The 12,830-nt window shown below is 73.8% G+C and carries 10 protein-coding genes; 8 read left to right on the forward strand and 2 right to left on the reverse strand.

The genetic code is table 11. The features are described from left to right. Positions 1–11 precede the first annotated feature (11 nt). From iolB to ACU616_RS22810, 7 genes are all read left to right on the forward strand, one after another. The gene (iolB, locus tag ACU616_RS22780; protein WP_446760692.1) at positions 12–923 is read left to right on the forward strand and encodes a 5-deoxy-glucuronate isomerase; all 912 of its coding nucleotides are present in this window, start codon (positions 12–14) and stop codon (positions 921–923) included. Further along, entirely contained in the window at positions 920–2,866 is a 1,947-nt protein-coding gene (gene iolD, locus ACU616_RS22785) for a 3D-(3,5/4)-trihydroxycyclohexane-1,2-dione acylhydrolase (decyclizing) (protein WP_446760693.1), read from the forward strand. The genes iolB and iolD overlap by 4 nt, the downstream gene beginning before the upstream one ends. A 31-nt stretch (positions 2,867–2,897) precedes the next feature. Next, complete coding sequence (locus tag ACU616_RS22790) at positions 2,898–3,860, forward strand: sugar phosphate isomerase/epimerase family protein (protein WP_446760694.1); 963 nt, start codon at positions 2,898–2,900, stop codon at positions 3,858–3,860. Next, a complete protein-coding gene (locus ACU616_RS22795) occupies positions 3,857–4,930 on the forward strand; it encodes a Gfo/Idh/MocA family protein (RefSeq protein ID WP_446760695.1) in 1,074 nt (357 codons plus the stop codon). The genes ACU616_RS22790 and ACU616_RS22795 overlap by 4 nt, the downstream gene beginning before the upstream one ends. Continuing rightward, a complete protein-coding gene (locus ACU616_RS22800; RefSeq protein WP_446760696.1) occupies positions 4,927–5,937 on the forward strand; it encodes a sugar phosphate isomerase/epimerase family protein in 1,011 nt (336 codons plus the stop codon). Before ACU616_RS22795 ends, ACU616_RS22800 begins: the two co-directional genes overlap by 4 nt. 9 nt (positions 5,938–5,946) lie before the next feature. Continuing rightward, positions 5,947–7,440, forward strand: a complete 1,494-nt coding sequence (locus ACU616_RS22805) for a CoA-acylating methylmalonate-semialdehyde dehydrogenase (RefSeq protein ID WP_446760697.1) — start codon at positions 5,947–5,949, stop codon at positions 7,438–7,440. Positions 7,441–7,669: 229 nt separating this feature from the next. Further along, positions 7,670–8,524, forward strand: coding sequence for a mycofactocin-coupled SDR family oxidoreductase (locus tag ACU616_RS22810; protein WP_446760698.1), 855 nt, complete (start codon positions 7,670–7,672; stop codon positions 8,522–8,524). A gap of 431 nt (positions 8,525–8,955) precedes the next feature. Here ACU616_RS22810 and ACU616_RS22815 read toward each other — a convergent pair whose 3' ends face one another. Continuing rightward, the gene (locus ACU616_RS22815) at positions 8,956–10,377 is read right to left on the reverse strand and encodes a sugar porter family MFS transporter (protein WP_446760699.1); all 1,422 of its coding nucleotides are present in this window, start codon (positions 10,375–10,377) and stop codon (positions 8,956–8,958) included. Between the two features lie 293 nt (positions 10,378–10,670). Further along, positions 10,671–11,501: a DeoR/GlpR family DNA-binding transcription regulator gene (locus ACU616_RS22820; RefSeq protein ID WP_446760700.1), complete on the reverse strand. Its 831-nt coding sequence runs from the start codon at positions 11,499–11,501 to the stop codon at positions 10,671–10,673. Positions 11,502–11,536: 35 nt separating this feature from the next. On the opposite strand from ACU616_RS22820, the gene ACU616_RS22825 reads away from it, so the two are divergent. Continuing rightward, entirely contained in the window at positions 11,537–12,763 is a 1,227-nt protein-coding gene (locus tag ACU616_RS22825; protein ID WP_446760701.1) for an FUSC family protein, read from the forward strand. Positions 12,764–12,830 lie beyond the last annotated feature (67 nt).

A 12,830-nucleotide genomic window follows, 5' to 3' on the forward strand; every position in this document is an offset into this window, starting at 1 on the left:
GGGGTCCTCCGATGACCGCGACCACCGAGTCGCAGCACCTGCCCGCCGGCAGCGCCGCCGCCGGTCCCTACGCCCTCGAGGTGACGCCGGAGTCCGCCGGCTGGGGGCACTCGAGCCTGCGTGTGCTCGAGCTGTCCGCCGGTGACCGCCACACGCTGGACACCGGCCCGGACGAGGTCGTCGTCGTCCCGCTGCAGGGCGGCCTGACCGTCGAGTGCGACGGGGAGCTGCTGACCCTCACCGGGCGCAGCAGCGTCTTCGCCGGGCCGACCGACTTCGCCTACCTCCCCCTCGGGGTCACCGCGGAGCTGTCGAGCACGGACGGCGGACGGTTCGCGCTGTGCGGCGCCCGCGCCCGCCGGCGGCTGGCGGTCCGCCACGGCCCCGCCGCGGACGTCCCGGTGGAGCTGCGGGGCGCCGGCCGGTGCAGCCGGCAGGTGAACAACTTCGCCACCGCCGACGTCTTCGAGGCCGACGCGATCATCGCCTGCGAGGTCATCACCCCCGGCGGCAACTGGTCGTCCTACCCGCCGCACAAGCACGACGAGACCTCCGAGGTGGAGAGCGAGCTCGAGGAGATCTACTACTTCGAGGTCGCCGCCGGGCCGCAGGGCCAGCCGGGCCTGGCCTACCAGCGGGTCTACGGCACACCGGAGCGGCCCATCGACGTCCTCGCCGAGGTGCGCGACCGCGACGTCGTCCTCATCCCCCACGGCTGGCACGGTCCCTCGATCGCCGCCCCCGGGCACGACCTCTACTACCTCAACGTCATGGCCGGCCCGGGCACCGAGCGCGCCTGGCGGATCGTCGACGACCCCGACCACGCCTGGATCCGTGGCACCTGGGCCGACGAGCCGGTCGACCCGCGCCTCCCCCTGCACTCCCCCGCCGGCACCGAGCAGAACGGAGCACCCCGACCGTGAGCGAGTTCCCCCCGCCGGCCCGGACCGAGACGGTACGGCTCACCGTCTCCCAGGCCGTCGTCCGCTTCCTGGCGCAGCAGCACACGGAGCGCGACGGGCAGCGGCAGCGGCTGTTCGCCGGCTGCTTCGGCATCTTCGGGCACGGCAACGTCGCCGGGCTCGGCCAGGCCCTGCTGCAGGCCGAGATCGACGAGCCCGGCGCCCTGCCCTACGTGCTGGGCCGCAACGAGCAGGCCGTGGTGCACACCGCCGTGGCCTACGCCCGGGCCAGGGACCGGCTGCAGACCTGGGCGGTCTCCACCAGCGTTGGCCCCGGCTCGACCAACATGCTCACCGGCGCGGCGCTGGCGACCATCAACCGGCTGCCGGTGCTGCTGCTGCCGGCCGACACCTTCGCCACCCGCTCGGCCGGCCCGCTGCTGCAGGAGCTCGAGCAGCCGCACAGCGGCGACGTGACCGTCAACGACGCCTTCCGGCCGGTGTCGCGCTACTTCGACCGGATCTGGCGGCCTGAGCAGCTGCCCGGCGCCCTGCTCGGCGCGATGCGGGTGCTCACCGACCCGGCCGAGACCGGCGCGGTCACCCTCTGCTTCCCGCAGGACGTGCAGGCCGAGGCCTTCGACTGGCCGGTCGAGCTGTTCGCCGAGCGGACCTGGCACGTCGGCCGGCCGCTGCCCGAGCCGGCCGCGCTGGCCCGCGCCGTCGAGGTCATCCGCTCGGCCCGCCGGCCGCTGGTCGTCGCCGGCGGCGGCGTCATCTACTCGCAGGCCACCGAGGCCCTGGACGCCTTCGTCTCCGCCACCGGCGTCCCGGTCGGGCAGACCCAGGCCGGCAAGGGCGCGCTCCCCTACGACCACCCGCAGTCGGTGGGCGCCATCGGCTCCACCGGGACGACGGCGGCCAACGCCCTGGCCCGCGAGGCCGACGTCGTCATCGGGATCGGCACCCGCTACCAGGACTTCACCACCGCCTCGCACACCGCCTTCAACGACCCCGGGGTGCGGTTCGTCAACGTCAACGTCGCCGCACTGGACGCCGTCAAGCACGCCGGCGTCGGCATCCAGGCCGACGCCCGCGAGACGCTCACCGCGCTCACCGACGCGCTGGCCGGCTGGTCGGTCGACGACGCGTACCGGCAGCGGACGGCGGAGCTGGCCGCCGCGTGGGAGGCCACCGTCGAGGCGGCCTACCACCCGGAGACCCCGAGCGCCGGCGAGGGCGGCAAGCTGACCCAGAACGAGGTCATCGGCCTGGTCAACGAGGTGTCCGCGCCGCGCGACGTCGTCGTCTGCGCCGCCGGGTCGATGCCCGGCGACCTGCACAAGATGTGGCGGGTCCGCGACCGCAAGGGCTACCACGTCGAGTACGGCTACTCGTGCATGGGCTACGAGATCCCCGGCGGCATCGGCATCCGGATGGCCAGCCCCGACCGCGACGTGTTCGTCATGATCGGCGACGGCTCCTACCTGATGATGCCCACCGAGCTGGTCACCGCCGTCCAGGAGGGCGTCAAGATCGTCGTCGTCCTGGTGCAGAACCACGGCTTCGCCTCGATCGGCGCGCTGTCCGAGCAGCTGGGCTCCCAGCGCTTCGGCACCCGCTACCGCTACCGGTCGGACTCCGGCCGGCTCGACGGCGACGTGCTGCCGGTCGACCTCGCCGCCAACGCCGCCAGCCTCGGCGTCGACGTGCTGGTCGCGCAGGACGGGCCGAGCCTCGAGGCCGCGCTGCGCAAGGCCAAGGCCGGCGACCGGACGACGGTCGTGCACGTCGAGACCGACCCGCTGGTCGACGCACCGTCGAGCGAGTCGTGGTGGGACGTGCCGGTCGGCGAGGTCTCGACGCTGTCGAGCACGCAGGAGGCCCGCGCCGTCTACGACCGCTGGAAGGCCGTCCAGCGGCCCGCCTACCTCGCGCCGTCCGAGGGCGGCGCCGACCAGTGATGTCCCGCCCGTCCCCCGGAGGAGAGAACACATGACCGCGCAGCACCCCGCGGCTGGCCGCGCCCGCATCCGGGTGGGGTCGGCACCCGACTCGTGGGGCGTCTGGTTCCCCGACGACCCCGAGCAGGTGCCGTGGCAGCGGTTCCTCGACGAGGTCAGCGCCTGCGGGTACGAGTGGATCGAGCTGGGCCCCTACGGCTACCTGCCCACCGACCCGGCCCGGCTGTCCGACGAGCTGGCCGCGCGGGACCTGAAGGTGTCGGCCGGCACCGTCTTCGAGCACCTGCACCGGCCCGACTCGTGGGACGCCGTGTGGGGCCAGGTCAGGGACGTCGCCGCGCTGACGAAGGCCATGGGCGGCACCCACGTCGTCGTCATCCCCGACACCTTCCGCGACCAGAAGACCGGCGCCGACGTCGAGTCCCGCGACCTCACCCCCGAGCAGTGGGAGGCCAAGACCACCGGCGTCACGCGGCTGGGCCGGGCGGTGCAGGAGGAGTACGGCCTGTCGATCGCCTTCCACCCGCACGCCGAGACCCACGTCGGCTGGCAGCGCGACATCGAGCGGTTCCTCGCCGACACCGACCCGCAGTACGTGCCGCTGTGCCTGGACACCGGGCACGTCAGCTACTACCGGGGCGACAACGTCGAGCTGATCAACAAGTACCCCGAGCGGATCGGCTACCTGCACCTCAAGCAGGTCGACCCGACGATCGTCGACGAGGTGCTGGAGAAGGACATCACCTGGCCCGACGCGGTGCGGATGGGCGCGATGACCGAGCCGCCGAACGGCGTCCCGGCCTACCCACCGCTGTTCGAGGCGATCGAGGCGCACGGCCTGGACGTGTTCGCGATCGTCGAGCACGACCTCTACCCCTGCCCGCCGGACGTGCCCCTCCCCATCGCCCGGCGCACCCACCGCTACATCGGCGGCTGCGGGTTCCCCTCGCTGCAGCTGGGCTCCCCGACGACCCCCCAGGAGGACCGGGCGTGACCACCGCCGAGACCCGCGCCGGGGCGCTGCCCGCCCTGGCCGACGTCCCCGTGCGCGACCTGCGGGTCGCCGTGCTGGGCGTCGGGATGATGGGCGCCGACCACGTCGCCCGCCTGCACAGCCGCGTCTCCGGCGCGCAGGTGGTCGCGGTCAGCGACGCGTTCGCCGAGAAGGCCGAGCAGGTGGCCGCCGGGGTGCCCGGCTGCCGGGTGGTCGGCGACCCGCTGGCCGCGATCGCCGACGACGACGTCGACGCCGTGGTGATCGCCACGCCCGGCCAGTTCCACGAGGAGCAGGTGCTCGCCTGCATCGAGCGCGGCACACCGGTGCTGTGCGAGAAGCCGCTGACCATGGACGCCGGCAGCTCCCTGGCCGTGGTGCGGGCCGAGGACGAGCACACCGCCCGCACCGGCCGCCGGCTGGTCCAGGTCGGCTTCATGCGCCGCTTCGACCCGGAGTACGCCGAGCTCAAGGCGCTCGTCGACGGGGGCGGTCTCGGCGAGCCGCTGGTGGTGCACTGCACGCACCGCAACGCGTCGGTCCCGCCGTACTTCACCAGCGAGATGATGGTCAACGACTCGGTGGTGCACGAGGTCGACGTCGCCCGGTTCCTGCTCGACGAGGAGATCGCCGCGGTCACCGTGCTCCGGCCGCGGGCGACCCGGCACGCCGTCGCCGACCAGTCCGACCCGCTGCTGGTGCTGCTGGAGACCACCGGCGGCCGGGTGGTCGACGTCGAGTGCTTCGTCAGCACCGGCGTGGGCTACGAGGTGCGCACCGAGGTGGTCGGCGAGGACGGCAGCGCGATGATCGGCCTGGACGCCGGCCTGGTGCGCGCCACCGCCGGGCCGGCGGGGGCGAGTCGCTCGACCGGCATCGCGCCGGACTTCCGGCAGCGCTTCGGCCGGGCCTACGACATCGAGCTGCAGCGCTGGGTGGACGCCGCGCGCCGCGGCGAGGTGGACGGCCCGGGCGCGTGGGACGGCTACGCCGCCCAGGCCGTCTGCGCGGCCGGTGTCGAGGCGCTGCACAGCGGACAGCGCACCGTCGTTCGGATGGAGGCCCGGTGAGGATCGCCCTGGACCCGCAGATGCTGCGGACCACCCCCCTGCTCGAGCTGCCCGACGTGGTGGCCGGCATGGGTTACGAGTGGATCGAGCTCTCGCCTCGCGAGGACTTCATCCCGTTCTTCAAGCACCCGCGGGTCGACACCGCCACCGTGCGGGCCCTCAAGTCGCGGCTGGCCGACGCCGGCGTGGGCGTCACCTCGCTGCTGCCGGTCATGCGGTGGTCGGGCCCGGGCGAGGTGGAGCGGCAGGCCGCCGTCCGCTACTGGAAGCGGGCCATCGAGATCTGCGTCGAGCTCGGCGTCGACACCATGAACTCGGAGTTCAACGGCCGGCCGGAGGCACCGGAGCTCGCCGAGGCGATGTTCTGGCGGTCGATGGAGGAGCTGCTGCCGGTCTTCGAGCGGGAGGGCGTGAAGCTCGCGCTCGAGCCGCACCCGGACGACTTCATCGAGCTCGGCCTGCCGGCGCTGGACATGATCCGCGGCATCGACTCGCCGTGTGTCTCCTTCCTGTACTGCATGCCGCACACGTTCCACCAGGGCGACGACGCGCCGGGCATCATCACGAACGCCGGCGAGCTGCTCACCCACGTGCACGTGGCCGACTCGATGGACCACCGGGCCTCCGACGGGCTGCGCTACATCACCAACCCGCCGGGCAACACCACCCGCGTGCACCAGCACATGGAGCTCGGCCGTGGCGACGTCGACGCCGACGAGGCCTTCGCCGCCCTGGCCGGGATCGGCTTCGACGGCGTCCTCACCACCTGCGTCTTCGGCTGGGACGACCAGGCCCGCGAGTCCGGCGTCCGCATGCTCGCCGCCATCCGCGAACTCGTCGCCAAGCACTTCCCCGGCGACGCGCTCGGCAGCGGTGCCCCCCAGCCAGGCGCCCCGCAGCCAGCCACCCCGCAATCAGGCACCCAGCAGTCCGGCACCTCGCAGTCCGGCACCGCCCACCGCACCAACCTGCCGCAGACCCCCCTCCCCGACGACACCGCTCCCTGAGAGGCCACCATGCCCACCTCCATCCCGCACTGGATCGACGGCGCACGGCGCGAGGGCGCCAGCGGCCGCACCGGCGAGGTCACCGACTCCGCGACCGGCGAGGTCCTCGGCGAGGTCGCGCTCGCCTCCACCGAGGAGGTCGACGCCGCCGTCGCCGCCGCCTCGGCCGCCTTCCCGGCCTGGCGGGACACCTCGCTGGCCAAGCGCACCGCGGTGCTCTTCCGTTTCCGGGAGCTGCTCAACGCCCGCAAGCCCGAGCTGGCCGCGATCATCACCGCCGAGCACGGAAAGGTCCTCGACGACGCCCTGGGCGAGGTCTCCCGCGGCCAGGAGGTCGTGGAGTACGCCTGCGGCGTGCCCTCGCTGGTGCGCGGCGGGTTCACCGAGAACGCCTCGACCAACGTCGACGTGCACTCGGTTCGCCAGCCGCTCGGGCCGGTCGCGGTCATCAGCCCGTTCAACTTCCCGGCGATGGTGCCGATGTGGTTCTTCCCCATCGCCATCGCCACCGGCAACACCGTCGTCCTCAAGCCCAGCGAGCAGGACCCGTCGGCGTCGCTGTGGATCGCCGAGCTGTGGAAGGAGGCCGGGCTGCCCGACGGCGTCTTCAACGTCCTCCAGGGCGACAAGGTGGCCGTCGACCGGCTGCTCGAGCACCCCGACATCCAGTCGGTGTCCTTCGTCGGGTCCACCGCGATCGCCCAGTACGTGTACGAGACCGGCACCCGGCACGGCAAGCGGGTGCAGGCCCTGGGCGGGGCGAAGAACCACATGGTCGTGCTGCCCGACGCCGACCTGGACCTGGCCGCCGACGCCGCGGTCAACTCCGGGTTCGGCTCGGCCGGTGAGCGGTGCATGGCGATCAGCGCCGTGCTCGCCGTCGGCGGGGTCGGCGACGACCTGGTGGCCCGCATCGCCGAGCGCACCAACACCCTGCGCACCGGCGACGGCCGCCAGGGCTGCGACATGGGCCCGCTGATCAGCAAGCGCCACCGCGACCGGGTCGAGTCCTACGTCGAGGCCGGCGAGAAGGAGGGCGCCAAGCTCGTCGTCGACGGCCGCGAGGTGCAGCCCGAGGGCGGCGAGAACGGGTTCTGGCTCGGCCCGACCCTGGTCGATCACGTCGAGCCGTCCATGAGCGTCTACCAGGACGAGATCTTCGGGCCGGTGCTCTCGGTGCTGCGGGTGGACACCTACGAGCACGCCGTCGAGCTGATCAACCGCAACGAGTACGGCAACGGCACCGCGATCTTCACCAACGACGGCGGCGCCGCCCGGCGCTTCCAGCACGAGGTGCAGGTCGGGATGATCGGCATCAACGTGCCGATCCCGGTGCCGATGGCCTACTACTCCTTCGGCGGGTGGAAGAACAGCCTCTTCGGCGACTCGCACGCCCACGGCGCCGAGGGCGTGCACTTCTTCACCCGCGGCAAGGTCATCACCAGCCGCTGGCTGGACCCCAGCCACGGCGGGCTCAACCTCGGCTTCCCGCAGAACGCCTGACGCAGGACCCCCGTCCCGAGGCTCACCGTTCGCACGCTCACGGTGAGCCTCGGGACGGGGCCGTGGAACCGGCCGGCGCCGGTGGGGCTCGTCCCCACCGGCGCCGGCCGTCCCCGTCAGGTCGACCTCCCGCCCGCGCGGGACCCGCACGCCAGCAGGACACGCACCAGGACACGCCACCAGGACACGCGCCACCAGGACACGCACCACCAGGAGAGGACACAGCGCCATGACCGGACCGACGTTCGACCCCGATCGCTTCGCGGGGAGGGTCGCCCTCATCAGCGGCGCCGGTCGCGGGCAGGGGCGCCAGTTCGCCATCGACCTCGCCAAGGAGGGAGCCGACGTCATCGGCTTCGACATCTGCGAGGACATCCCGGGGGCCAGCACCGCGATGGCCACGAAGGCCGACCTGGAGGAGACCCGCGCCGCCGTCGAGAGCACCGGGCGGCGCATGGTGGCCGAGCAGGCCGACGTCCGCGACTACGCGGCGGTCGAGGCCGTCGTGGCCCGGGGGCTCGCCGAGTTCGGCCGGATCGACGTCGTCGTCGCCAACGCCGGCATCTGCTGCGGCGCCGGGCCGTTCTGGGAGATCGGCCTGCAGGACTGGAAGAACACCGTCGACACCGACCTGACCGGCGCCTGGCACACCGTCCGCGCGGCCACCCCGGCCCTGATCCAGGGCGGGCGCGGCGGGGCCATCGTCATGGTCGCCTCCGCCGGGGCGACCAAGGGCTTCCAGAACATCACCCACTACGTGGCGGCCAAGACCGCGCTGGTGGGCATGCTCAAGCCGATGGCCGCCGAGCTCGGGCCGCACTTCATCCGGGTCAACGCGTTGTCGCCGACGAACGTCAACACGGCCATCTACATGACCGACACCAACAAGCGGCTCTTCCTGCCCGACAACCCCGCCCCCACGGACGAGGAGTACGAGATCGCGTCGCGGCCGCAGCACGTGATCCCCATCGGGTGGATGGAGACGCGGGACACCTCGGCCGCCCTGCGCTGGCTCGTCTCGGACGAGGCGCGCTACGTCACGGGGCTCGAGCTGCGGGTCGACGCCGGCGTCGTCCTGCGCTGACCCACCCACCGGGACACCTCCCGGGCGCCGTCGTGCTCTGCCCACAGTGGTGGGCAGAGCACGACGGCGCCCCGGAGGGCCCACACCGGCGGCCGGCGCCAGACCTCGCCCGGCCGTGTCGACGGTGGAGATCGAGAAGTCGCCGCGCGAGCGGCGGGACCACGGCAGGGAGCACGGCGGGGACGACCGCGCGGCGAGCGAGTGCCGCCCCACGACGGTCGCCGGCCGGCCGCGGCCCGCACCCGTGGCACCGCGAGCGGCTGTTCCGGTCCACCGGGCGGTCGACCGCCGCCCTCGCCGCCGTCACTCCTGACACCGCCGCCGGACCAGGGCCCGCACCGCAGCCACCGGTGGGGCGCCGGGCGCGCGGACGCCGCCGCCCCCGGGGCAGGGTCCCCGGGGGCGGCGGCGGGTGGGACGCGGTGGGACGATCAGCCGCCGCGGACGCCGGCCGGGGCCTCGTGGACGAGGTGTGCCGCGTCGTGCGTCCGGAAGTCGTCCTCGAGCTCCTCCAGCGTGCGCCCGCGGGTCTCCGGCGCGAACTTCTTGGCGAAGATCCACGACCCGACGTTGACGAGCGCGAAGAGCCCGAACGTCGGGGTCGCGCCCAGTGCCTCGACCAGGGGCGGGAACGCGAAGGAGATGGCCGCGTTGACCGTCCACAGGACGAAGACCGCGATGCCCATGGCGAAGCCGCGGATGGTCATCGGGAAGATCTCCGAGAGCAGCAGCCACACCAGCGTGCCGATGAACGTCTGCACGAAGAAGACGACGAGCAGCATCGCGGCCAGGATCAGGTAGCTCCGGAAGCCGGACTCCGGCAGCAGGAAGGACAGCGCCAGGATCGCGTGTCCCGCCGCCACACCGGTGAACCCGGTGAGCAGCAGGGTCCGGCGGTTGAAGTGCCCGATCAGGACGATGCCCAGGACCGTGCCGATGATCGCGACGACGCCGACGGTGATCGTGAGGATCAGCGACGCGCTCGCCCCGAGGCCCGTCGACTCCAGGATGGTCGGTGCGTAGTAGTTGACGGTGTTGATGCCGGTGGCCTGCTGGATGGTGGCCAGGCCGCAGCCGATCCACAGGATCCGGCGCATCCACGGGTAGGCCCGCAGGTCGCGCATCGCCGCGCCCTTGTCCTCGTTGAGGTCGCGCTGGGCGTGCGTGGCGATGATGTTGTACTCCTCGGCCGCCTCCGCCGGGTCCCGGCTGAGGCCGAGGACGCGGCGGCTCTGGTCGAGCCGCCCGCGCACGGCGTACCAGCGGGGGGAGTCGGGGAGGAAGAACATGCCGATGAAGAGGGCCACCGCGGGGACCGTGGCGACACCGAGCATCCAGCGCCAGACGTGCGGGTCGTGGATCAGGGCGTCGAGCAGCGCGTTCATCGCGAAGGCGAGGAACTGGCCGGTGACGATCATCAGTTCGTTGATCGTCACCATGCGTCCCCGTCGGTCCGCCGGCGCCATCTCCGCCAGGTAGAGCGGGCAGGTCACCGCGGCGGCGCCGACGCCGAAGCCGAGCAGGATCCGGCCGGTGACCATGACGCCCACGTTGGGAGCGGTCGCGCAGATGAGCGCGCCGGCCAGGAACAGCCCGGCGCAGACCAGCAGGCTGCCCTTGCGGCCGAGGACGTCGGCCAGCTTGCCGCCGAGCAGCGCGCCGAACGCCGCACCGGGGAACAGCAGGGAGCTGACCACCAGCGCCTCGGTGGTCGCGGTCAGGTTGAGGTCGTCCTTGAGGTACAGCAGCGCACCGGAGATGACACCGGTGTCGTAGCCGAACAACAGCCCGCCGAGGGTGGAGATCACCGTCAGCTTGACCAGGAACCGGTTGTGCGCGGGAGAGCGCCTCACCGAGGCGGCACTCGGACCGGAGTGCCCGCCGTGGGAGGAATGGATCGCCGACATTGGCGCCTCTTCTCGGGATCAGGCCGTGGCGGCCTGGGGTGCGGAATGGGGTGGTGAATCGGTCGTGCCCCGGCTCCCGTCCTGTTCTCGAACGGGGACGCTAGGGGGCGGAATTGGCAGTCGCAAGGCGGAGGGGTGTTCGGGATCGCACATCTGCGGACTGGTTCCGCACATCCGGCGATCAGGGCGCGCGGCGGCGGAAGAGGACCCGGGAACGGGTCGGCGCCGGGCCTGCCGGCTCACGCGCCGACGACACGGGGGACCACCCCCACCCGGTCCAGAGCCGCGGCGAGCCCGGCGGGGAGCCGGCGGTCGCAGACCACCGCCGTCACCCGGTCCAGCGGTGCGACCAGGGCCGGCGCGGAGGTCCGGAGGGTCTCGTGCGTGGTCACGAGGACGACCTCGTCGGCGATGTCGAGGAGGCGGCGCTGCACGCCGGCCTCCGCCGGCGTCTGGGCGTACAGGCCGCGGGCGTCGACGGCGGCCGGTGACACGAAGAACGTCCGCGCCCGGAGCTGCGCGATCGCGGCCTCCGTCGTCGGTCCCACGAAGGCCGAGCGGGCCGGGAGGAACTCACCGCCCAGCGCGACGACCCGTCCCGTGCGCTCCCGGGTGAGGACGGCGAGAGCGGGCATCGAGTGCGTGATGACGCAGCCGACGAAGGACGCCGGCAGGGCCCGCGCGATCGCCAGGCCGGTCGTCCCCGCGTCGAGGGCGACGGTGTCGCGGTGGCCGACGAGCCCGGCGGCGTGCCGGGCGACGCGTTCCTGGTCCTCGGTGCAGGCCTCCTCCGGGAGCGCGCTGCGCAGCTCACGCGGGGGGAGGCTGGCACCGCCGTGCACCGGACGCACCCGGCCGGTCGCCTGCAGGCGGTGCAGGTCGCGCCGGACGGTCATCTGCGAGACCCCCAGCTGGCGGGCGAGGTCGGCGACGGACACGAAGCCGAGGGCGTGCAGCGTGGACACGATCCAGGCCTGGCGGTCCGCCGCCCGGCGGCCCGGCCCGGAGCCGGTCACGGCCGGCCCCCGGGGCGCGCGGACGCCGCGGACCCCGCGCGGCGAGCCGGGCACCGGCGGCGGCGTGGATCACCGACGATGACGGGGTGATGCCATGGCGCCCGCGGATCCGGGCGCACACCGCCGGGTTGCTGCTCCTCGTGCGCGGACGCGGTCGCTCGGCCGCCTTCCGCGCGGCCCGCATGACCGGGGCGACGGTCGCGGCCTTCCTCGTCGCCCAGGGCGTGGGGCTGCACACCCCGCCGCCCCTGATCGCCGCGCTCACCGCCCTGCTCGTGGTGCAGGCGACCCTGAGCAGCACGCTCCTGCACGGTGTCCAGCGGGTGCTCAGCGTCGTGTCGGGAGTGGCCCTGGCGGTGCTGTTCGCCGCGGTCGTGGGGCTCACCTGGTGGAGCCTCGCGGCACTGGTGGCCGCCTCGATCCTGGCCGGTCAGCTGCTCCGGCTGGGCCCGCACCTGGTGGAGGTCCCGATCAGCGCGATGCTCGTGCTGGGCGCGTCGGGCGCGGAGGAGGTCGGCGGCGGGCGCGTGGTCGAGACGCTCATCGGGGCGGCCGTCGGGGTGCTGGTCAACGTCGTCTTCCCGCCGGCGGTCCAGACGCGGTACGCGACGCAGGCGCTGGAGCGCTTCGCCGAGGAGATCGCCTGCCTCCTGCACGACGCGGCGGCGGACCTGCGCGCCGGTCCCGCGACCGTGGATCAGTCGACCCGCTGGCTGGAGGACGCCCGCCGGCTCAACCGGCACGCCCCGCGGGTGGACCGCGCGCTGGCCCACGCCGAGGAGAGCCGCCGGCTCAACGTCAGGGCGCTGCGGGTCCCGCCGGTCGGCAGGGGGGCGCGGAGGGGCCTGGACACCCTCGAGCACGCCTCGGTGTCGCTGCGCACCCTGTTCCGGGCCGTCGACGACGCCACCCGTGAGCGGACCGGGGTCGACGAGGACGCCGGCTACGCCGACGTCGTCCGGCTGACCGTGGCCAGCCTGCTGGAGCGGATGGGCACCGTGGTCCGCGAGTTCGGTCGCGGGCTCGTCGCCGAGGCCCGGGGCGCCGCGGGCGTCGAGCGGGACCGGCTGACCGGGGCGCTGGAGGCGCTGCGCAGCGGCCGGGCGCTGGTGCAGGACCTGCTGATCGGCGACCCGCGCAGCCACTCCGGCCTGTGGGAGCTCAACTCGACCCTGCTGGCGACCATCGACCGGGTGCTCGACGAGTTCGGCCCCGTCACCGACCCGCCGGCGCGACCCGCGGAGGCCACCCGGGCCCGGTGGGCCGCCGTGACGGCGGGACAGCGGCTGCGCGCGGCCCGCCGCCCGACGACCTGACCCGGCGGCGGGGTGCACGGGCGCCGGCCGGGAGGGGGTGCCGGACGTCGGCTCGCGCGACGGCGCC

Source organism: Geodermatophilus sp. URMC 62, assembly GCF_052931475.1.